Origin of the sequence: Alcanivorax limicola, assembly GCF_019931215.1 — a bacterium.
Lineage (GTDB): Bacteria > Pseudomonadota > Gammaproteobacteria > Pseudomonadales > Alcanivoracaceae > Isoalcanivorax > Isoalcanivorax limicola.
Genome location: NZ_JAIOUB010000002.1, coordinates 119,745 through 139,583, shown reverse-complemented (window position 1 = coordinate 139,583; position 19,839 = coordinate 119,745). Strand labels below are relative to the sequence as shown.

The window sequence follows — 19,839 nt, the reverse complement described above, 5'->3', positions numbered from 1 at the left end:
GTAGCGTTGTGATGACACACAGAGGTGTTGGCCGCACGGGGGTACGGCATTCAGCTATGAGGACATTGCAGGAGAGACGGTATGAAACTGCCGGCGATGCCAGCGGACGAGGCGTTAAGACAAGCGGCGCTGGAGAGGCTGGATATTCTCGATACACCGGCCGAGGCACGGTTTGATCGTTTGACCCGTATTGCCCGGGAGGTGTGTGATGTGCCGATCGCGCTGGTCACACTGCTGGATGGCAGCAGGCAGTGGTTCAAGTCCTGTCAGGGACTGGACGTCACCGAGTCCGATCGGCGGATTTCCTTCTGCGGCCACGCCATTCTTGATAACCGGATGCTGGAAGTGCCAGACGCCCTTGAGGATGAACGCTTCCGTGATAACCCGCTGGTGACGGGTGAGCCCTTTGTGCGCGCCTATGCCGGCGTGCCGCTGAGAACCGTTGACGGCTATGCTGTCGGCACCCTGTGTGTTCTGGATACACGTCCTCGGCAGTTGACCGACCCGCAGCGTCGTGCCCTTGAAGATCTTGCCGTCATCGTGGCCCAGGAAATCAACCGGGAATATGAAAAAGACCGCTTGCGGTTGAATGCGACCATCGAAGGTACCCACATCGGCACCTGGGAGTGGCATCTGCGGACCGGTGAAACACTGCTCAATGAGCGTTGGGCCAATATTGTCGGCTATAGTCTTGCCGAGTTGGCACCGATCTCGATTGATACCTGGCGCCAGTTATCACACCCGGGGGACTTTCAGGCGTCGGGCGCCATTTTGCGGCAGCATCTGCGTGGGGAGACGGATTTCTACGATTCGGTTACCCGAATGAAGCACAAGGACGGGCATTGGGTCTGGGTGCGTACTCGCGGGAAAGTCATGAGCCACTCGCGGGACGGCAAAGCGAAAATGATGTTCGGTACACTGTCTGATATTTCAGAACAGAAGAATGCCGAGCAGGCCCTGAAAACCAGCGAAGAGCGATTGCGTGCCCTGTTCGAGATGTCACCCATCGGCATCGCGCTCAGTGATTTCTACTCGGGAAAGTTTGTGGAGGTCAACCAGTCGTTGGTGATCTCTTCCGGCTACACGGAGAGTCAGCTCCTGCAACTTTCGAATACGGATATCACGCCGCCGGAATATCAGGAGATTGATGCGTTCTATCTGCGCCAGATGATAGAGACCGGGCGCTACGGACCCTATGAGAAGGAAATTATCGGTCTCAAGGGGCAGCGTTATCCGGTGATGCTCAGTGGCGTGTTGTTGACAGATTCCGGTGGGCGCAAGCTGGTCTGGTCGATCGTGAATGACATCGGTGAGCGCAAACTCATGGAAAAACTCAAGGACGAGTTCATCGCCACCGTGAGCCATGAACTGCGTACGCCGCTGACATCCATCTCCGGTGCACTTGGCCTGCTGGCCGGCGGTGCCATGGGGGAGTTGCCCGAGGGCATCAGGAAAATGGTGGATGTGGCCAGCAAGAACAGCGAGCGGCTGGCGCGTCTCGTGAATGATCTGCTGGACATGGAAAAGCTGCTGGCCGGGAAAATGACGTTGCAGATGGAGGTCGCAGGTGTGAGGGGGCTGATTGATGAAGCGGTGAGATCCATCACGCCATTTTCGCAGCAGCATGACGTCAGCCTGACAGTGCGTTGCGAGGATGTCGGCGCGATTCGCGTCGATGAACATCGCTTTCATCAGGTCATGACGAACCTGCTGTCCAACGCGGTGAAGTTTTCTCCGCCGAAGGGCGACGTCGTGATTCAGGCCGTCACCCACCCGGCCGAGGGCAAGCCGTCGTCGGTGCGCATCAGTGTGATCGATGAGGGCGAGGGTGTTCCCGAGGCCTTCCGTGACAGAATTTTCGAGAAGTTTTCCCAGGCGGATTCCTCTGACAGCCGGTACAAGGCGGGTACGGGGCTGGGGCTGGCCATATCCAGAGAGCTTGTGCAGCGCATGGGTGGCCATATCGATTTTGTTTCAACGCCGGGAAAGGGCGCGACCTTTTACGTTGATTTTCCCTTGCATGATGGCTCTTCAAACGATGGTAGTGGATTGCAAGAATGATCGACCGGCAGTCGCGTTTGTTTGTATTGAAATGGGTGGCGTTGGGCGCGTGTGTGCTGAGCCTGATGGGCTGCGCCAGCCGTGCGTCGCTGACTGGCGAAACGTTCCGGCTCAGCATGCCGGCGCTGGAAGCGGCTATCGCAGATACCACGATCGAGGCTGTGCGGGTGGATGGCGCCCTGCGGCTGGGCTTTATCAATGACAATGAACATCTCTGGTTTACTGTCAATGAGCTTGAGCGTCTCCGCGAAGAAGGTGTGGACATCATTCTCACAGAACTCAATACGCGGGAGCGGTTGCGTCGCCCGCCACGCTATGCCGAGGCGGTTGTCACGCTGGATGAAGACGAGTTTGCGGCAATTCTCCACGACATGCTCAGCTTGCTCACGCCGCTGGGCCCGGAGGAGGGGCTTTCCCTGCGTCTGCGCCGTCGCGAGTTGGTGAGTTGGCGAGACAGCAACAGTGATCTGCAAGTGGCACCATGGGTAGATGTACCGTCCTCCGTGAACGTCACGGGCAGCATCACGGACCGGCAGCTTTCGGCACGCATGCTCACGCTGCTGCAGGACTTCAATCGCCACAGCGACGAGGCAGCCTTCGGCCCCATGTTGTTTACCCTGACGCCGGATCAACCCGGCGCGCTGGGCTGGATTTATGCCGATGTGGAGGCCGGCGAGTTGTACTACATTGTCGCACCGGTCGCCGGCTCGGACATTGCTGCGCCGATCCTGCGCGTTTCGCTGAAGACGCTGGACCGCGTCGTGGTGCGCAGTCATATCATCACCTTTTTCAAGAACCCGGTGACCACCGTCCGGCGGTTGTTCGGTCACGTGGAAGATGCTGTGGTGAGCGCGGTGCGCCGCGCGCCACGGGATGTCGATCCCGATGCGCCGCTGAACGAAGGTTCAGGCATGGACCTCGTAGCCTGGGAGTCGCACCTGGATCGGCTGACGCACAGCCACCGCTATCCGGGCGAGTTGACCTACCTGATTGGCGGGGACGCCTTTTTTCCTGAACTTGTCGAGCGCTTTCATGGTGCCAGTGACAGCATCGATATCCGCACCTATATCTTCGACAACGATGAATATGCTGTGCAGCTGGCGGATCTGCTGCGTGCGCGCAGTGACGACGTGCGCGTGCGGGTGATGATGGATGATCTCGGTTCGATGATGGCCGGGTTGACGCCGCCGCCGGAGGGTTACAGTGCCGGCTTCCAGCCGCCGACGGATATGGTGCGTTACCTGCGCAGCGGTTCTGACGTGCAGTCACGGCGGGTGGGCAACCCCTGGCTGACCGGCGACCATGCCAAGCTGACCATCGTCGATGAAGAGGTCGCCTATCTGGGCGGTATGAACTACGGCGCCGAGTATCGCTATCACTGGCACGACATGATGGTGCGCGTGGAGGGGCCGGTGGTGCGCCGTCTGCAGAACGAATTTGATCGTGCCTGGGCACACGCCGGCCCCGGGGGCGACCTGGCGTACCTGGCGCGGTCCTTGCGGTTGCCGCGGATTGAGGAAACCGAGATGCCGGAAGGCATGGTGCCGTTGCGCGTCTTGCGCACGCGCACAGGCAAGCGGGAAATCCTGCGCGCCCAGCTGGCGGCGATTCAGGCCAGCCAACAGTATATCTATATTGCAACGCCTTACTTCACCGAACCGGATGTCATCAAGGCATTGTTGGGGGCGCGCGCCAGAGGCGTGGATGTGCGGGTGGCGCTGCCCGGTGAAGGCAATCACGGCATCATGAACAGCGCGAATCTGTTTACGGCAAATCAGTTGCTGGCCGGCGGCGTGCGCATCTTCATCTATCCCGGCATGACCCACGTCAAAGCAGCGGTGTATGACGGCTGGGCCAGTTTTGGCTCAGCCAACTTTGATCGTCTGAGCTTCAAGATGAATCAGGAAATCAATCTGGCGACGTCGGATGCGGAGGCCGTGGCGCGTCTTCATCGGCAGCTCTTTACGCCGCACTTTGCGGCGAGTATCGAATTGACGGAGCCGCTGGAGTGGACCTGGGAAGACTATATCGCGGGCATGCTTTCCCGGCCGCTTTGAGTTGCGGCCGGTTTATCTCAATAGCGTGTGACGGCCATGCCGGAAAATTGCTTGGCCAGATACGTGGCATAGTCATCGGTCATGCCTGAGAGAAAATCCAGCGCCCGCATCATGCACTGATACATGCGCTCCTGTGGCGGCAACTGGTCCAGGTTCGGCGGAAAACTGTGGCGACCGATAAGATCAATGATGCGCTGATGCCGAAAATTGCTTTCATCACCGCGCGCGTGGCTTGCGGCGGCTTCAATCAGTCCCTCCAGCAGTTTGCCGATGACTTCAAAGGCACCGATTTCCAGCTCCACTTTACGCGGATGTTCGAACACCTTGGTGCGGGCCAGCTGTTTGGCATTTTCCACGACGTCGCGGACCGCCGGTTCGCAGTGCGAAATCAGATCGCCGCGCAGTTTCCCGGCGAGGAGACGGTCATGATTCGCCATGAAGGCTTCAACACCCGCTTCGATGAAACGCTCGATAATCTTGCCGCGCAATAACGCCGCCCTGCGGCCGACGCGCACATCGGAATGCAGCAGCGTTCGCACTTCATCATTGTCCGGAATGACCGGGGACAACAGCGCATGCACCTCGTCCCAGTGCAGCAGGTCCATTTCCAGGCCATCTTCCAGATCGATGATGGCGTAGCAGAAATCATCCGCAGCTTCGACCAGATAAGCGAGCGGATGTCGTGCAAAGACATCCTGGCTCTCCTGGAGCAGCCCTGTGGCGCTCACCACTTCCCGGAATGCGGCGGCTTCCGCCACAAACGTGCTGTATTTCCCCGGGCGCGGGCAGGCGGGCTGCTGGCCGGTGGCAGACAGCCACGGATACTTGAGGAACGCGGCCAGCGTGGCATAGGTGAGGCGCATGCCGTCGTCATACTGGTGGTACTCGCTCTTGGTCAGGATGCGAAAGCCCTGGGCATTGCCTTCGAAGATGGCCAGGTCCGACGCCTGCTCCGGTGCCAGTTCCTGAAGGTAGTGCTTGCCGCGCTCGCCGAACCAGGCGCGGATGGCGCGCTCACCGGTGTGGCCGAACGGCGGGTTGCCGATATCGTGAGCGAGGCAGGCTGATTGCACGATATCGCCAAGATCCGTCGGATTGGTGTCGCGGGGCAAAAGCCGTTGCTGCTCCAGGCGCTCCCCGACTCGAATGCCGAGGGTGCGGCCGACGCAGGATACTTCCAGTGAATGGGTCAGCCGATTGTGCACGTGATCGTTGGTGGCGAGTGGATGCACTTGCGTCTTGCGGGCCAGCCGGCGGAATGCGCCGGAGAAAATAATCTTGTCGTGATCCCGGATAAAGGCAGTACGTCCCCGTTCGTCTTTGGCTGCGCGGTCGCCCAAACGACGCTTGTTCAACAGAGTACTCCAGTCCATATCCGGTTCCCGGGGGTAAACGCCGGCGCAAAGCCTGGCTGTAAAAGGTTGTATGTCTGCGGTTGTGGTCCTGACGTGACAATGCTATCCACGTACATCCATGCATCAATATTCACGTGAGAACGAGAGCAACAGTGTAGCGTGCTTTGCCATGGCTACCACAGAATAAGGAGGCACAATGAGCAAACGTATCCTGATGGTCATTACCAGCGCCAGCACGATGTCCGACGGTGACGCCACCGGGTTGTGGCTGGAGGAGTTCGCTGTGCCCTGGCAGGCTTTTACAACGGCGGGTCTCACGGTGACAGTGGCGACGATGCGTCCCGGCGAGGCGCCCATCGACCCGCGCAGCACGCCGGATGACGAGCAGCGCCGCCAATGGGCCGGTGCCATTGATGCGCTGGCCGCGGCTGCCAGTCTGGAAGATGTCTGGGAGCATGATGTCGACGCGATCTTCATTCCCGGCGGGCACGGCACCATGTTCGACATGCCCGACAACCCGTTGCTTGCCGGCGCCATCGAGCAGGCCTATGCCAACGGCGCGATTGTGGCTGCCGTCTGCCATGGCCCTGCCGCCTTCGTCGGTCCGAAAAAGCCGGATGGCTCGCCTGTGGTGTCCGGCCACCGGCTGACCTGCTTTACCAACGAGGAAGAGCGCGAGGTGGGGCTGGATGCGGCAATGCCCTTCTTGTTGCAGACGCGTCTGGAAGAGTTGGGCGGCAAGCTGGAAACGGCGGAAAAGTTTTCGGATTTCGTGATTGCGGACGGCCAGCTCATTACCGGGCAGAATCCGCCTTCCAGTGAGCAGACCGCAAAGCGGGTGATTGCGGCACTGGGCGAATGACTGTGAACCCGAATAGCCGCACGGTCCGACGACCCGTGAGTCATCGCCTTCTCGCTCCCTGTCCGATGCCGGCAGGGTGGGCTAGACTGATGCACCTTCATTATTCAGGAGTAGGACGACGTGGCTGATGTCTATGGTTTTTCCGCTACCACCATTCGCGGAGAAGAGCGCACCCTGGCCGACTATCGCGGCAAAGTACTGCTGGTGGTCAATACCGCCAGCAAATGCGGCCTGACACCGCAGTACAAGGGGTTGCAGGCGCTGCATGAAAAGTACCAGGATCGCGGCCTGGTCATTCTCGGCTTTCCCTGCGACCAGTTCGGCCATCAGGAGCCGGGCGATGAAACCCAGATCAGTGAATTCTGCGAAATCAATTACGGCGTCAGTTTTCCGATGTTCGCCAAGATTGATGTCAACGGCGACGGCGCTCACCCGCTGTACAAGCATCTCAAGGAAGAGGCACCGGGCCTGTTGGGCAGCAAGGGCATCAAATGGAATTTCACCAAATTCCTGATCGGCAAGGATGGCAACGTCGTCAAGCGTTTTGCGCCGACCGACAAACCCGAAGCGCTGGAAAAGCACATCGAGAAGTTGCTCTGAGCGCGACCAATCCTAGACGACGTCTGCCAGAAATACTTCCGCTTCAAATGCGGACATGAACACCTGGCCGCTCAACTGCTCCAGCAGACTTGAGCGGCCCAGGCGGTCCAGCACCGGCCCCTTCACTTCCGCCAGATGCAGCTGAATATTACGCTGCTGCAAGTCCTTGTTCAGGCCATGCAGGGTATCCAGCGCGGTGCCGTCCACACGACTCACCGACGACATGATCAACACCAGATGCCGGGTTTCCGGTTGGCGTTTCAGTTCGCTGAGGATGCGATCTTCCACGGCACGCACATTGCCGAAGAACAGGCTTTCATCAATGCGCAGGAAGAGCACGGAGTCATGTGTTTCTACCTCGTAGCGCTTCACATTGCGAAAATGCTCGGTGCCGGGCAGCCGACCGACCACGGCGATGTGCGGCCGGCTGGCGCGCCACACCAGCGTGGCGAGTGACAGGCCGATGCCGACGGCGATACCGGCCTCCACGCCAAATACGACGACACCGGCAAAGGTGCCCAACAGGGCAACGGCGTCGGTGCGGTCGTAACGCCAGGCATGCCGCAGGGTGTTCAGGTCCACCAGACCGGCGGCGGCCACAATGATGGTGGCGGCGAGCACGGTCAGGGGCAGTGCGCTGAACAGGCCGGTAAACCCCAGCAACACCAGCGCCATGAGCGCGGCGGCGAACAATCCGGCCATGGGCGTGCGGGCGCCGCCCTCTGCGTTGACCACGGTGCGGGCGAAGCTGCCGGTGACCGGAAAGCCGCCGCTGACGGCGCTGGCCACATTGGCGGCGCCGAGGCCGCGCAGTTCGGCATCCGGGTTGAGCCGTTGCCCGTACCGGGCGGCCATGGACTGGCCCATGGAAACGCTTTCCACAAAGCCGACCAGGCCGATCACCAGCGCCGGTAACAACAGTGCCTGAACCACAGACCAGTCACTGGTGGGCAGCGCCAGGGAGGGCAGGCCGCCGGGCAGCGCGCCCACCACCTGCAGATCGGGTTGCCAGCCCTGCATCACCACCAGCAGGATCGCGCCCAGCACCACGACCATCGGTGCCAGACGGGCAGCCAGTGCGGCACGCACTGCGGGCAGGCCCAGGCGCATCAGTCCCCGGGCAAGAAACAGCCGTGCCAGCACCAGCAAGGCCAGTGCGCCGAGGCCGATCATGCTGGTCAGGGGCAGGGCGTCATCCAGGTTGGCCACCAGCGCCATCAGCAGGGTGACGGCACTGGCGCCGCTGACGTCGATGCCCAGCAAAGGACGTAGCTGGCCGATGATGATCAGCACCGCAGCGCCGGAAATAAAGCCACTGATGACCGGGTGGCTGAGCAGTTGTGCCAGGGCGCCGAGCCGCAGCAGGCCGAAGACAAACAACATGATGCCGGAGAGCAGCGCCAGCATGCCGGCGGCTGCCACGTATTCGGCGCTGCCGGGGGCGAACATGGGCGTAAGGGTCGCGGCGGTCATCAGGGCGAGCACCGCAACGGGCCCCACCGAGAGCACCATGCTGGAGCCGAAGATGGCGTAGGCCACCAGCGGCAGCAGACTCGCGTAGAGACCGACATGGGGCGGCAGCCCTGCAAGCGCGGCATAAGCCAGCCCCTGGGGGATCAGCAGCAGTGTCGCAACCAGTGCAGCAGTCATATCGCCGGTGAGGGCGGCGCGCCGGTAGTGGCGCAGCCAGTCGGGCAACCAGCCGGCGAGTCTGCGCTGCACGTTGTTGTCGGTCATGGGGCGGTGTCCTCGGACCTGACGTTCAGGATGCGGCGGGGCGTTTGCCCGGTCGACGTTCCAGTAATTCAAACACGGCCATGCCGGCCAGCATCGCGATGACAAACACCAGCGCCTTGGCCTGGCCGGCGCCGAGGGCGACCAGTGCCGGGCCGGGGCAGAAGCCCGCCAGCCCCCAGCCGATACCGAAGCCCAGGCCACCGAGCACCAGGCGCTTGTCGATATCACGGCGGGCGGGCAGGCGCATGGGCTCGCCCAGGAGGGAGAGCTTGCGCTGGCCAGCCACGCGAAAGGCGACCAGCCCGACGGCGATGGCGCCGCCCATGACCAGGGCCAGTGACGGGTCCCAGGCACCCGCGAGATCAAGAAAGGCCAGCACCTTGGCCGGATTGGCCATGCCGGCGACCAGCAGGCCGATGCCGAACAGCAGGCCGATCAGAAAGGCGGATACGACAACCGGTAAGGATGAGGTGCGTGACATGGCTCAGGCTCCCAGCAGATGACGGACGATGAATACCGTGGCGAAGCCGCTGCCCATGAACAGCAGGGTGGCCACGATCGAGCGCGGCGACAGACGGGACAGGCCGCAGACGCCATGACCGCTGGTGCAGCCGGCGCCATAGCGAGTGCTTACTCCCACCAGAAGTCCTGCAATCACAAGCAAGGGGTAGTCGGCATCGATGCGCAGTTCAGGCAAGGGCCCGGTCAGCAGCCAGGCAACGGGCGCCAGAATCAGGCCCAGCACAAAGGCGGCGCGCCAGGCGGTATCGCCCCGTTGCGGCACCAGCAGCCCGCCGGTAATGCCGGAAATCCCGGTGATGCGGCCGTTGAACAGGATCATGGCTGCCGCGGCCAGGCCGATCAGGCCGCCGCCGATCAGCGCGCTCCAGGGGGTGAATGCTGCCCAGTCGATGTTCATGGGGCTCTCCTAATGATTGGCCTAATGATTGGCCTTATGCCTGCTGTGATCTGTTGTCTCATGCGCCGTTGTCGCAGTACAGCGTGTAGAGCGTTTGCAGCACCGCCAGCACGTTGGCATCGGCGACGCTGTAGTAAATATGCTTGCCCTCGCGCCGGGTTGTCACCAGCCCCTCGCGGCGCAGTACGCCCAGCTGTTGTGACAGGGTCGGCTGGTAAATACCCAGGCGCTCTTCGAGATCGCTGACACACATTTCTTCCTGGCTCAGCTGGCACAGCAGCAGCAGCCGGTCCTGATGGGCCAGCGAGCGTAATAGCTGGGTAGCGTCGCCGGCGGCTGCGCGCATCTTGTCGATACTGATTGTCGAAGTGTCGGGCATGATCAGGGGCTCACTTGTCAGGTCATATCAGGCACACGCAAACATTATATTGAAATACAATATATCTGCAAGTATATTGTATTTCAAATGGCCTCAGAGCAGGAGAACAGTATGAGCAAGGCTACCCCACAGGTCGCGCCGTTTCTTGATGATGATACGGAAACCTGGAGCTACGTGGTTTATGACCGGCCCGGCGGGCACGCAGCGGTGATCGACCCGGTGCTGGATTTTGATAACGCCTCGGGGCGCACCAGCACCGGCGGCGCGCAGCGGCTGGTGGATTTTGTGCGCGCACAGGATCTGACGGTGGACTGGATTCTGGAAACCCATGCCCATGCCGATCATCTGTCTGCGGCGCCCTTTATCCGTGATCAGGTCGGCGGCAAGATCGCCATTGGCGAGAAGATTCGCGATGTGCAGAAAATCTTCCGCGCGGTGTTCAATCTCGAGAAGCAGTTTCTCTGCGACGGCAGTCACTTCGACCATCTGTTCAAAGAGGACGAGACCTTCCACATCGGTGAGTTGGTCGGGCGCGTGATCTATACCCCGGGGCACACCCCGGCGGACATGTCCTGGCTGATTGGTGATGCGCTGTTTGTCGGGGATACGCTGTTCATGCCGGATGTCGGCACAGCGCGCTGTGATTTCCCCGGCGGGGATGCGGCCACCTTGTATCAGTCTGTGCAGCGTTTGCTCGCGCTGCCGGCAGAGACGCGCATGTTCATGTGCCACGACTACCCGCCGGAAAGTCGCGACACGCACGCCTGTGAAACCAGTGTGGCGGAGCAGAAACGCAGCAATATCCATGTGCATGACGGTATATCGGAAGCGGCGTTCGTGGCGATGCGCACGAAGCGCGATGCCACGCTGGGGATGCCACGGCTGATTCTGCCGTCCATTCAGGTCAATATCCGCGCCGGGCAGATGCCACCTGCCGAAGATAACGGTACGGTGTACCTGAAAGTGCCGGTCAACGCGCTCTGACAGGAGGCGGTCATGCGCCATCTGAAACGCACGGCGCTGGTGCTGCTGGCGGCCAGCATCGGTGTGTTGGGCTACCTCTGGCTGACGCTGCTCAGTCCCTGGGGCTACCATCCGCCGGCAGACCTGCCGGCTATCGAAGCCACCATGGATGGTGAGCGCGCCCATCAGGTGTTCGCCTATGGCACGCTGACGCGCCCCTGGGTGCGCCGTATCGTCATGGGGCGCGCCGGAGCAGCCAGCCCGGACGCGCTGGCGGGTTATCGCCGTGAAGCACTGGATGTGATGCCGGAAGCGGGCGCCCGCACGACGGGCCTGGTGTTCGAGGTGACGCCTCGGGAACTGGCGCGGCTGGATCGCTATGAACGCCTGGGCATTCGCTATGCGCGTGAGTTGAAACGCCTGGAGAGCGGCGAATTTGCGTGGGTCTATCGGCGTCTGGCAGCAGCCGACGAGCCGTGATTTTGGCAATTCGGGTATTTTTACAACCCGTGTAAGGCACTCGGCGATGGGCTCGTTATAGTAGACCTCATAACAAACACTCGTGCAGCGCTACACGCGTGCAGTGCAACAATGCAGGAATCGCCTCATGACGCAACGCCCTCCCGTTCAGCAGCGCCTCCCTCGCCGTGCTCTCAATCCTGTTACCGGCAGTCCTGTTACCGACCGTATTGCGCGCCTGATTTGTGCCTCGCTACTGGTGCTGGGCCTGGCATGGGCCGGGGGTGTCAGTGCGCAAGGTACGGTGGAGAGCACGGCGGAGGCCGCGCGCCTGCAGGCGACGCTGGATGATGGCGCCCGGCATGCCCGATACTGGCAAGGGATCTGGGCCAGCGGTTATGGCCTGGCGACGGCCTTCTATCTCAGCGAGGCCGAGCGCACGGACAACCGGGAAACCCGTTTCGATGCGCATGTTACGGCAATCAAGACCGGGCTGGCTTTCGCTGATGTCCTGATCAGCCCGCCGCCGCACCAGCGGATGCGTCGTGCGATGGACACAGACGAACAGGCACCTGACCTGGCGCGGGCCCGGGCCGCCGTGGCGACGCTGGCGATCCAGGAACAGCGCCGGCAAAGCTGGCGCGCCCGAATCGGCCCGCTGCTGGTGAATGCGGCAGGGGGGCTGGCCATTGGCGTCAGTGATGATCGCCCGCGGGATGGCTGGCTGAATTTTGCCTCCGGCATGCTGGTCACCGAGGTGCGCATCCGCACCGAACCGCGTCACGCCTCACGTCACACCTCGCGTTATGCAGACCGCTATGCGTCGGCACCGCGCAACACGCTGCGCGTGGGTGACGACCAGCTGGTGTATGACTGGCAGTGGTGGCTGGCACCGGGCCACGCCGGTCTGGCGGTGCGCTTCTGATCGTCGTCGGGATCGGCAACATGTCCCTCACGCAACATATTCCTCACGCGACATGACTGACACTGTCGTCATGTTGCGGATACCTCATCAGGAAACGGTATGACACAGCGCCCGGGTTGGTGGTGGCACCTCGTGGCCGCGCTGTGCTGTGCCGTGTTGCTGGCGGGGTGTCACCGGGTGGACATCGCCTACGAGCGGGGCGACTGGTTTGTCGCGCGCTGGGCGGGCGGGTTGCTGGATCTGGATCGCGACCAGCGACAGGCTGCGCGGGCCTTGATCCAGGATTATCGGGACGGCCCCGGCCGCGCCCGGGCCGGTGAGTTGGCAGCACTGCTGGATGCATTGAGGGATACCCTGAGCGCCGACGAGCTGACTTCTGAGGCATTGGCGGTGCAGAGGGCTGCGTTAGCCCACTTCGGGCGTGATCTCAGTGGCGATCTGATTCCTGGCATGGTGACGGTGCTGTCGACTATGCGGCCTGAACAGGTCCGTCATCTGAGTGGCGAGCTGGAGGCGATGCTGGAGGAGGAAGCCGCGCGCGATACGGCGGCGCGCCAGTCGCGATTGTACGAGGCAGTCAGCCGCTGGACGGGCAGGCTGGATACCGCCCAGGAGCGCCTGCTCGATGACTGCATTGCGCAGATGCCTGAGGCATGGCACCGGCAGCGGGCCTGGCGCGCGGACATGAATGCGCAGTTGATCGCGCTGCTCGACGACGCGGCGGATGCGCCGGCGCTGACGGCCTACTTTCAGGCGCGCTATCAGTTACGACCGGATCAACGTCCTGAAGAGATTGCGCTGCTGCAGCGTGAGGGGGTTGCGGTCATGCAGGGCTGCCTGGTGCAGTTGCATCCGACGTTGACGACACGACAGCGCGAGCGTGTGCTGGGGCGCCTGGACGATTACCGTGATGCATTGCAGCGTGTCGCCCGGCGCAGCGACAGTGAGGGATAACCGGACGGGTGGCCCCGTCCGGTGTGGGGCTCAAGGTGCTGTCACAAGTTACTGCGTCAGCTTGGCCGCCAGTTCCGCCACATGCTTGCCCTGGAAACGGGCGATTTCCAGCTCGTTGGCGCTGGGCTGGCGGCTGCCATCGCCATCGGCCAGTGTGGACGCGCCATAGGGTGTGCCGCCGGTGATTTCTTTCATGTTGGTCAGTGCCTGGCAGGTATAAGGCACGCCGACCACGACCATGCCGTGGTGGAACAGTGTGGTGTGGAATGAGGTGATGGTGGTTTCCTGGCCGCCATGCTGGGTGCCGGTGGAAATGAAGACGCTGCCGATCTTACCCACCAGCTTGCCGCCTGCCCACAGGCCGCCGGTCTGGTCGAGGAAGTTACGCATCTGGCCGGCCATGTTACCGAAACGGGTCGGGGTGCCGAAGATGATGGCGTCGTAGTCCCCCAGCTCATCCGGTGTCGCCAGCGGCGCTTTCTGGTCCACCTTGGCGTGCATCGCCTTGACGGTGGCTTCCGGCATGGTTTCCGGTACACGCTTGATGGTGACCTCGGTGCCTGCGACCCCGCGTGCGCCTTCGGCGACGGCGTCCGCCATGGTCTCCACGTGCCCCCAGGTGCTGTAATAAAGAACCAGTACTTTCGCCATGCGTTGTTACTCCTTGAGAAAATGCCTGAATGGGTCCATGTCCGTTGAGAGACTGTTGAGAGTCTGTTGAGACATGCGAATCCGCAGAATAGGGGGTGAGCCGGAGGCGAAACACGGGGTCTGGCGGGGCGGATTGTTCAGTTTTTTAGATGAATCGGCCTGCCGCAGGGGCGGCAGGCCGGTCTGGTGCGTGTTGCAAGGGTTCGGTGCAAGGGCTAGATACTGCGCGAAATCAGTTCTTTCATGATTTCGTTGGTGCCGCCGTAGATACGGTTGGCGCGGTTGTCGATGTAGGCCCGGGCAATCGGGTACTCGAGCATGTAACCGTAGCCGCCGTGCAGCTGCACGCACTCATCCACGACTTTGCTGAGCAGGTCCGACACCCAGTATTTGGCCGCACAGGCGGCTTCCGGGCTGAGCTGATTCTTCAGCACCAGTTCCATGCAACGGTCCACGTAGACCCGGGCAATCTGCACTTCAGAACGCATTTCAGCCAGCTTGAAGCGGGTGTTCTGGAATGCCGAGATGGGTTTGCCGAAGGCCTTGCGGTCCTTGACGTATTCCACCGTGGTGGCCAGCGCGGCTTCCGCCCCGGAGACACACATGATGGCGATCATCATGCGCTCCCAGGCCAGCTCTTTCATCAGCATGATGAAGCCCATGCCTTCCACGCCCAGCAGGTTGCTTTTCGGCACGCGGACATTGTCGAAGAACAGCTCGCAGGTATCCTGGCCACGCATGCCGACTTTCTTCAGCGGCTTGCCTTTGGTGAAGCCTTCGCGGCCTGCCTCGATCATCAGCAGGGACACATCCTGCGCGCCCTTGCCGGAATCACCGGTGCGTACCGCCACCACGGCCATATCACACAGGTAGCCGTTGGTGATGAAGATCTTCGAGCCGTTGACGATATAGTCGTCACCGTCAGCCTTGGCCGTGGTCTTGATGGCCTGCAGATCAGAGCCGGTGCCGGGCTCGGTCATGGCAATGGCCGTGACCGCCTCGCCAGTGGCCATCTTCGGCAGCCAGTGCTGCTTTTGTGCTTCGTTGCCGAAATTGAGCAGGTAATTGGCGACGATGTCGGAGTGCAGGGAGAAACCGCAGGCGGAATCGCCGGAGCGGGCCTGCTCTTCCATCAGGATCATGCTGTAGAGGCGATCCACGTTGGAGCCGCCGTACTCTTCCGGCATGGTCGGGCAGAGCATGCCCAGCTCGCCGGCCTTGTTCCACAGGTCGCGATCAATGTGCTGCTGTGTTTCCCACTTTTCGTGGAACGGTGCGATTTCGGTTTCGAAGAAGCGGCGCGCGGTAGCGCGAAAGGCTTCATGGTCCGAATCGAAAAGGGTGCGGGGCATCATGGGTGCCACCGGCTTGGGGATATGAATAGCTGCCATGGTGAAGGCTTCCTGTCGGAGTGTGCGTCGGAGGGCGGACCCGGGCTTCTTTGAGCTGGCTCACTGCGCCAGTGATTCGGCCAGTGACCCGAGGGTCATGCGCGCTACATTTAAGGCAGCCCGGCGCGGCCGGTCAATGTCCGGATCAGACAGGCCAGTCAGTTTTGGTCAGGTGGGACGCATGGTGGGACGTATGTTCAGTACGGCAAGACGCCATACCAGACCGCAAAGAAATGACAGGCACTGCCGCCCATCACGAACAGATGCCAGATGGCGTGGTTCATCGGGATCAGGTGCACCAGATAGAACACCACGCCCAGGGTGTAGGTAATGCCCCCGGCCAGCAGGAGATAGAAGCCAAGGGTGTTGATGTTGGCCAGCAGTTCACCGGAGGCAAACAGCACCAGCCAGCCCATCATCAGATAGATCAGCACCCGCAGGATTTTGTAGCGATTGCCGAACAGCAGCTTCAGGACCACACCGGTGAAGGCCAGTCCCCATATGACGCCGAACAGGGTCCAGCCAATGGTGCCGCGCATGTTGACCAGCAGGAACGGGGTGTAGCTGCCCGCGATCAGAATGAAGATGGCGCAGTGATCCAGCATCTTGAAGATGCTGCGCAGTCGCTCGCTGCGAAAGCCGTGATACAGCGCAGAGGCGCCATACAGCAGCGTCAGGCTGGCGCCAAACACGGCAAAACCGACGATTTTCCAGGGGTCGCCCAGGCGGGCGGCCACGACCACCAGCAGTATCGTGCCAACAATGCTCAACAGAGCGCCGATCCCGTGGGTCAGGCTGTTGAGATTTTCTTCCAGCGTTGAGTAGGTTTCCCCGGTGATCATTGGGCGAATTCCGGTGAGTGGGGTGAGTAGGCGAGATGGCCGATATGCAGGGAGGCTGTCATTTCGTTAGAGACGGCCATTTCGCTAAAGACTAGCACTGCTATGTGGCGCGCACCATCACCTGGCCACTGTTCCCGCCGCTGTTCTGATGCCATCATCGCTGCAACCATTTCTTCGATATCTGCCCAGACGGAGTGCTCGCCATGTCCGCGTCCCTGTCATCGACCGCGTCAGACACGGTCACCGTGGTTGCTGAGCCGCCGCTGCTCTGGATCACCATCAATCGCCCGGCCCAGCGCAATGCCGTCAACGGCCCTGCGGCACAGGCCCTGGCGGATGCCTTCCGGCGCTTCGAGCAGGATGATGCGCTGAGCGTTGCGATTCTCAGTGGCGCCGGCGCGCACTTCTGCGCCGGTGCAGACCTGAAAGCCGTCGCCAGTGGTGAAGACGCCAACCACCTCAGCCCGGAAGGCGACGGCCCCATGGGGCCCAGCCGCATGCAGCTGAGCAAGCCGGTCATTGCCGCCGTATCCGGTTATTGCGTGGCCGGCGGGCTTGAGCTGGCGGCCTGGTGTGACATGCGCGTAGCGGATGACACTGCCGTGTTCGGCGTATTCTGTCGGCGCTTCGGGGTGCCGCTGATTGATGGCGGCACCGTGCGTCTGCCGCGACTGATCGGGATGAGCCATGCCATGGACATGATCCTGACCGGCCGCCCGGTCGCTGCGCAGGAGGCACTGCAGATGGGGCTGGCCAACCGTGTCGTGGCGCAGGGTGAGCTGCATGACGCCGTCAGAACCCTGGCGTTGCAGATTGCCGGTTTTCCGCAGACCTGCCTGCGCGGTGATCGCGCCAGTGCGTATCAGCAATGGGGGATGGCGGAGGCCGCGGCAATCGCCAATGAGTTTGACCATGGCCTGGCGACATTGCAGTCGGGCGAGACGGTTTCCGGCGCCAGCCGCTTCCGCGACGGGCAGGGGCGCCACGGCGACTTCTGAGCGTGTCTGGCTGAAATTGCGTTATGCGCAATGCGTGATTTTCGTGTTGCCTCCAGCGCATGGTGCGACATCGCGGTGCTTCGCACAATCGCGCCATGGATATCGGCGAAGTGCTCAAGCGCAGGCGGGAAAACCGCATGGAAACCCTGGAGGATGTTGCCTTCCGGGCGGGTACGGACGCCAGTAATCTGTCGCGCATCGAGCGCGGCCTCCAGCAGCCTTCCCTTTCCCTGCTTGACGGTTTGGCCGTGGCGCTCGAGACGCGTGTCTCGGACATCTATACGGAGCTCGAGGCGGCGCGCAACCTGCCGGCGAGCAAAACCCCCAAGCCTGAGCCCTGGGCGGCGGACCTGCAGCGGCTTCAGCGTCATGTGCGTGAGCTGGACGCTGACAAGCGCGCCATGCTGGTGGATATTGCCAAGCTCCTGAAGCGGCACTGAGTGCCCGCGTTTCTCTCTTCCCCCCTCTTCTGCTTATCAATAGCTAAATGCTATCAATCCGCTTGTTTTGATGCTCTTTAACTTTGCCCGCCACCGCCGTAGTGTGATGATCAACGGTGCATGGACTGCGACGCCCCGGAACTCAGGTATCTGATCGTCGTCGGACATGACAGGCATGCCGGGAGGATCCCCGGCCCATTTCGTTCCACCACATCCCGACAATCCGGGAAGGAGCGCATATGAATCATAATCCCGAAGTGGCAGCGGCCCTCTCACGTCTTCTGGCCGAGAGTTACACGCTGTACCTCAAGTCCCATAACTTTCACTGGAATGTGAAAGGTCCCAACTTTCATGCGTTGCACCTGCTGTTCGAAGAGCAGTACACCGAGTTGGCTCAGGCGGTGGATCTTATCGCTGAGCGTATTCGGGCCATCGGGCAGCGCGCACCGGGCAGCTACGCCGAGTTTGCCAGCCTGTCTGCCGTCAAGGATGCGCAAGGTGAACCGGATGCCGAGGCGATGCTGGCGGAGCTGGCGGCGGATCATCGCACCGTCGCGGAGCAGGCTGATCGTGTACTGCGTATCGCGCAGGAGCACAGGGATGAGGGCACGGCGTCGTTGGCGGGCGGTCGTATTGAAATACACGAGAAAGCCGTGTGGATGCTCAGCGCCCACCTGGGTTGATCCTGCCCTGACGATCCCTGCGGCATCTGCCGTGTTCACCCCTGGCTGGCGCGGGTCAGTCAGGGGTGTATATTTGAATAAAGATAGGTGATGGCAACGACGCGAACACGACGTAAGGAAAGGAGAAGCAACATGAGCAGCCTGTTGGTCAAGGATGTGATGGCGAAGCATCCACCGGCGATAGCAGAGGGGACGCCGCTTACCGACGTAGTGGATACGCTGTTACGGCACAAGCTTACCGGGTTGCCGGTGATCGACAGTGACGAGCAGGTGGTGGGATTTGTGTCGGAGCAGGACTGCCTGCGCAGCATGCTGGTGTCCAGTTACCACGCCGAAGGGTCGCCCAAGGTGGAAGATGTGATGCGCCGGGACCCGCTGACCATAGGGCTGGATCGGTCCGTGGTGGATATCGCCGAGCAGATGATCAAGCAGAAGCCCAAGATCTACCCGGTGGTGGATGAGCGCCACCGTCTGGTGGGGTTGCTGGTGCGTAGCCAGGTGCTCACGGCGCTCAAGAATAATCGCGGCAGTACCTGAGGCGCTGCCTGCTGTGTCCGGGGCTTACGCTGTCGCAGCCCGCTCTGCTATGGTCTGAGGCTTCCTGCCGCTTCCCCGAGGACGACCATGGCTTATCAGGACATTCTGTTTGATGTCAGCGACCGCATACTGACGATCACCCTCAACCGCCCCGACCGACTCAATGCCTGGACGCTGCAAATGCGCACCGAGATGCTCGATGCGCTGGAGCGTGCCAACCAGGACGACGATATCGGCGTGATCGTGGTCACCGGTGCCGGCCGCGCCTTCTGTGCCGGCATGGAGCTGGAGCGCCCCGAGGGCAATATCTTCGGCTATGACACGCCCCAGGGTGACGAGCTCAATATCGACGAGATTCGTGATTCCGGCGGTGAGCTGTCGCTGGCGATCTATCGCTCGAAGAAACCGGTGATTGCGGCCATCAACGGCGCCGCCGTTGGTGTGGGCATCACCATGACCCTGCCGATGGATTTTCGCATTGCGGCGGAAGGCGCCAAGATCGGTTTTGTCTTCAGCCAGCGCGGCATTGTGCCGGAGGCCTGCTCGAGCTGGTTCCTGCCGCGCCTGGTCGGCATGCAGAACGCCATGGAGTGGGTGCTCTCCGGTGAAATTTTCTCCGCCGAGGAGGGCCTGCAGAAAGGGCTGTTCCGCAATCTCGCGCCCAGGGATGAGGTGCTGGAAGCGGCCTATACCCTGGCGCGCAAGCTGATGCACAAGACCTCGCCCATTTCGCTGGCGCTGGCGCGGCAGATGCTCTGGCGCAATCCCAACTTCGATCACCCCATGCATGCCCATAATGTGGACTCGCGGCTGATGTACATCACCAGCGAACGCCAGGATGGCCGGGACGGCTTCAAGGCATTCCTGGAGAAGCGCGACCCGGTGTTTACCGCCCGCGTCTCGGAATCGGTGCCGGATCAGTTTGATTTCTGGCCGGAGCCAACACTCAAGTAGCCCGCATTCAAGTCGCCAACACAAGAAGCAGCTGCTGCCACAATCTGTCAGTATGGGCTGGTACAACGGGAT

At 61.6% G+C, this 19,839-nt stretch carries 21 protein-coding genes; 13 read left to right on the top strand and 8 right to left on the bottom strand.

The genetic code is table 11. The annotated features are described in order from the left end of the window. The first annotated feature begins 81 nt into the window (after positions 1-81). Both K8B33_RS06610 and K8B33_RS06605 read left to right on the top strand, forming a co-directional pair. On the top strand, positions 82-2,061 hold the full coding sequence (locus K8B33_RS06610; RefSeq protein ID WP_223424788.1) for a PAS domain S-box protein: 1,980 nt from the start codon (positions 82-84) through the stop codon (positions 2,059-2,061). After that, on the top strand, positions 2,058-4,118 hold the full coding sequence (locus K8B33_RS06605) for a phospholipase D-like domain-containing protein (protein WP_223424785.1): 2,061 nt from the start codon (positions 2,058-2,060) through the stop codon (positions 4,116-4,118). Before K8B33_RS06610 ends, K8B33_RS06605 begins: the two co-directional genes overlap by 4 nt. Before the next feature lie 17 nt (positions 4,119-4,135). On the opposite strand, the gene K8B33_RS06600 is transcribed toward K8B33_RS06605, so the two are convergent. Further along, the gene (locus tag K8B33_RS06600) at positions 4,136-5,491 is read right to left on the bottom strand and encodes a deoxyguanosinetriphosphate triphosphohydrolase (protein WP_223424783.1); all 1,356 of its coding nucleotides are present in this window, start codon (positions 5,489-5,491) and stop codon (positions 4,136-4,138) included. 178 nt (positions 5,492-5,669) lie between these two features. Between K8B33_RS06600 and K8B33_RS06595 the strand changes: the two genes are divergently transcribed. Beyond that, positions 5,670-6,335 (top strand): type 1 glutamine amidotransferase domain-containing protein, encoded by a 666-nt coding sequence (locus tag K8B33_RS06595; protein ID WP_223424780.1) that lies wholly within the window; start codon positions 5,670-5,672, stop codon positions 6,333-6,335. Between the two features lie 120 nt (positions 6,336-6,455). Continuing rightward, positions 6,456-6,935 (top strand): glutathione peroxidase, encoded by a 480-nt coding sequence (locus K8B33_RS06590; RefSeq protein ID WP_223424778.1) that lies wholly within the window; start codon positions 6,456-6,458, stop codon positions 6,933-6,935. 12 nt (positions 6,936-6,947) lie between these two features. Here the strand turns inward: K8B33_RS06590 and K8B33_RS06585 are convergent, their stop codons facing one another. Genes K8B33_RS06585 through K8B33_RS06570 form a run of 4 tightly spaced genes read right to left on the bottom strand, consistent with a single transcriptional unit; the run spans position 6,948 to position 9,970 of the window. After that, positions 6,948-8,672: a SulP family inorganic anion transporter gene (locus K8B33_RS06585; RefSeq protein ID WP_223424775.1), complete on the bottom strand. Its 1,725-nt coding sequence runs from the start codon at positions 8,670-8,672 to the stop codon at positions 6,948-6,950. Positions 8,673-8,697: 25 nt separating this feature from the next. Further along, positions 8,698-9,153, bottom strand: coding sequence for a DUF6691 family protein (locus tag K8B33_RS06580; protein WP_223424773.1), 456 nt, complete (start codon positions 9,151-9,153; stop codon positions 8,698-8,700). Positions 9,154-9,156: 3 nt separating this feature from the next. After that, positions 9,157-9,591, bottom strand: coding sequence for a YeeE/YedE family protein (locus tag K8B33_RS06575; RefSeq protein WP_223424771.1), 435 nt, complete (start codon positions 9,589-9,591; stop codon positions 9,157-9,159). A gap of 58 nt (positions 9,592-9,649) precedes the next feature. Continuing rightward, complete coding sequence (locus K8B33_RS06570) at positions 9,650-9,970, bottom strand: ArsR/SmtB family transcription factor (protein WP_223424768.1); 321 nt, start codon at positions 9,968-9,970, stop codon at positions 9,650-9,652. Positions 9,971-10,081: 111 nt separating this feature from the next. On the opposite strand from K8B33_RS06570, the gene K8B33_RS06565 reads away from it, so the two are divergent. The 4 genes from K8B33_RS06565 (at position 10,082) to K8B33_RS06550 (ending at position 13,271) form a co-directional block, all read left to right on the top strand. Continuing rightward, on the top strand, positions 10,082-10,954 hold the full coding sequence (locus K8B33_RS06565) for an MBL fold metallo-hydrolase (protein ID WP_223424766.1): 873 nt from the start codon (positions 10,082-10,084) through the stop codon (positions 10,952-10,954). 12 nt (positions 10,955-10,966) lie between these two features. Beyond that, complete coding sequence (locus tag K8B33_RS06560; RefSeq protein ID WP_223424763.1) at positions 10,967-11,413, top strand: gamma-glutamylcyclotransferase family protein; 447 nt, start codon at positions 10,967-10,969, stop codon at positions 11,411-11,413. A gap of 127 nt (positions 11,414-11,540) precedes the next feature. Continuing rightward, entirely contained in the window at positions 11,541-12,317 is a 777-nt protein-coding gene (locus tag K8B33_RS06555; protein WP_223424761.1) for a hypothetical protein, read from the top strand. Between the two features lie 99 nt (positions 12,318-12,416). After that, positions 12,417-13,271: a DUF6279 family lipoprotein gene (locus tag K8B33_RS06550; RefSeq protein ID WP_223424759.1), complete on the top strand. Its 855-nt coding sequence runs from the start codon at positions 12,417-12,419 to the stop codon at positions 13,269-13,271. Between the two features lie 48 nt (positions 13,272-13,319). On the opposite strand, the gene wrbA is transcribed toward K8B33_RS06550, so the two are convergent. From wrbA to trhA, 3 genes are all read right to left on the bottom strand, one after another. After that, positions 13,320-13,922 carry an NAD(P)H:quinone oxidoreductase gene (gene wrbA, locus K8B33_RS06545; RefSeq protein ID WP_223424756.1) on the bottom strand — a complete coding sequence of 201 codons (603 nt, stop codon included), beginning with the start codon at positions 13,920-13,922 and terminating at the stop codon, positions 13,320-13,322. A gap of 215 nt (positions 13,923-14,137) precedes the next feature. Continuing rightward, positions 14,138-15,277: an acyl-CoA dehydrogenase family protein gene (locus tag K8B33_RS06540; RefSeq protein ID WP_223426066.1), complete on the bottom strand. Its 1,140-nt coding sequence runs from the start codon at positions 15,275-15,277 to the stop codon at positions 14,138-14,140. A gap of 233 nt (positions 15,278-15,510) precedes the next feature. Continuing rightward, a complete protein-coding gene (gene trhA / locus K8B33_RS06535) occupies positions 15,511-16,155 on the bottom strand; it encodes a PAQR family membrane homeostasis protein TrhA (protein ID WP_223424753.1) in 645 nt (214 codons plus the stop codon). A gap of 203 nt (positions 16,156-16,358) precedes the next feature. On the opposite strand from trhA, the gene K8B33_RS06530 reads away from it, so the two are divergent. The 5 genes from K8B33_RS06530 to K8B33_RS06510 all read left to right on the top strand — a co-directional run bounded on the left by K8B33_RS06530 (position 16,359) and on the right by K8B33_RS06510 (position 19,767). Beyond that, the gene (locus K8B33_RS06530) at positions 16,359-17,153 is read left to right on the top strand and encodes a crotonase/enoyl-CoA hydratase family protein (protein ID WP_223424751.1); all 795 of its coding nucleotides are present in this window, start codon (positions 16,359-16,361) and stop codon (positions 17,151-17,153) included. A gap of 59 nt (positions 17,154-17,212) precedes the next feature. After that, complete coding sequence (locus K8B33_RS06525) at positions 17,213-17,593, top strand: helix-turn-helix domain-containing protein (protein ID WP_223424749.1); 381 nt, start codon at positions 17,213-17,215, stop codon at positions 17,591-17,593. A 239-nt stretch (positions 17,594-17,832) separates the two neighbouring features. Then, complete coding sequence (locus K8B33_RS06520; protein WP_223424747.1) at positions 17,833-18,276, top strand: Dps family protein; 444 nt, start codon at positions 17,833-17,835, stop codon at positions 18,274-18,276. A gap of 132 nt (positions 18,277-18,408) precedes the next feature. Beyond that, on the top strand, positions 18,409-18,813 hold the full coding sequence (locus K8B33_RS06515; RefSeq protein WP_223424745.1) for a CBS domain-containing protein: 405 nt from the start codon (positions 18,409-18,411) through the stop codon (positions 18,811-18,813). 87 nt (positions 18,814-18,900) lie between these two features. Then, a complete protein-coding gene (locus tag K8B33_RS06510) occupies positions 18,901-19,767 on the top strand; it encodes a crotonase/enoyl-CoA hydratase family protein (protein ID WP_223424742.1) in 867 nt (288 codons plus the stop codon). The last annotated feature ends 72 nt before the right edge of the window (positions 19,768-19,839 follow it).

Bases quoted from the DNA above. Each gene is read 5' to 3' on its own strand.
- K8B33_RS06610 (WP_223424788.1), top strand. From the start codon at position 82: ATGAAACTGCCGGCGATGCCAGCGGACGAGGCGTTAAGACAAGCGGCG.
- K8B33_RS06530 (WP_223424751.1), top strand. From the start codon at position 16,359: ATGTCCGCGTCCCTGTCATCGACCGCGTCAGACACGGTCACCGTGGTT.
- K8B33_RS06515 (WP_223424745.1), top strand. From the start codon at position 18,409: ATGAGCAGCCTGTTGGTCAAGGATGTGATGGCGAAGCATCCACCGGCG.
- K8B33_RS06570 (WP_223424768.1), bottom strand. From the start codon at position 9,970: ATGCCCGACACTTCGACAATCAGTATCGACAAGATGCGCGCAGCCGCC.
- K8B33_RS06605 (WP_223424785.1), top strand. From the start codon at position 2,058: ATGATCGACCGGCAGTCGCGTTTGTTTGTATTGAAATGGGTGGCGTTG.
- wrbA (WP_223424756.1), bottom strand. From the start codon at position 13,922: ATGGCGAAAGTACTGGTTCTTTATTACAGCACCTGGGGGCACGTGGAG.
- K8B33_RS06520 (WP_223424747.1), top strand. From the start codon at position 17,833: ATGAATCATAATCCCGAAGTGGCAGCGGCCCTCTCACGTCTTCTGGCC.
- K8B33_RS06565 (WP_223424766.1), top strand. From the start codon at position 10,082: ATGAGCAAGGCTACCCCACAGGTCGCGCCGTTTCTTGATGATGATACG.
- K8B33_RS06510 (WP_223424742.1), top strand. From the start codon at position 18,901: ATGGCTTATCAGGACATTCTGTTTGATGTCAGCGACCGCATACTGACG.
- K8B33_RS06595 (WP_223424780.1), top strand. From the start codon at position 5,670: ATGAGCAAACGTATCCTGATGGTCATTACCAGCGCCAGCACGATGTCC.
- K8B33_RS06525 (WP_223424749.1), top strand. From the start codon at position 17,213: ATGGTGCGACATCGCGGTGCTTCGCACAATCGCGCCATGGATATCGGC.
- K8B33_RS06560 (WP_223424763.1), top strand. From the start codon at position 10,967: ATGCGCCATCTGAAACGCACGGCGCTGGTGCTGCTGGCGGCCAGCATC.
- trhA (WP_223424753.1), bottom strand. From the start codon at position 16,155: ATGATCACCGGGGAAACCTACTCAACGCTGGAAGAAAATCTCAACAGC.
- K8B33_RS06580 (WP_223424773.1), bottom strand. From the start codon at position 9,153: ATGTCACGCACCTCATCCTTACCGGTTGTCGTATCCGCCTTTCTGATC.
- K8B33_RS06550 (WP_223424759.1), top strand. From the start codon at position 12,417: ATGACACAGCGCCCGGGTTGGTGGTGGCACCTCGTGGCCGCGCTGTGC.
- K8B33_RS06585 (WP_223424775.1), bottom strand. From the start codon at position 8,672: ATGACCGACAACAACGTGCAGCGCAGACTCGCCGGCTGGTTGCCCGAC.
- K8B33_RS06555 (WP_223424761.1), top strand. From the start codon at position 11,541: ATGACGCAACGCCCTCCCGTTCAGCAGCGCCTCCCTCGCCGTGCTCTC.
- K8B33_RS06600 (WP_223424783.1), bottom strand. From the start codon at position 5,491: ATGGACTGGAGTACTCTGTTGAACAAGCGTCGTTTGGGCGACCGCGCA.
- K8B33_RS06540 (WP_223426066.1), bottom strand. From the start codon at position 15,277: ATGATGCCCCGCACCCTTTTCGATTCGGACCATGAAGCCTTTCGCGCT.
- K8B33_RS06575 (WP_223424771.1), bottom strand. From the start codon at position 9,591: ATGAACATCGACTGGGCAGCATTCACCCCCTGGAGCGCGCTGATCGGC.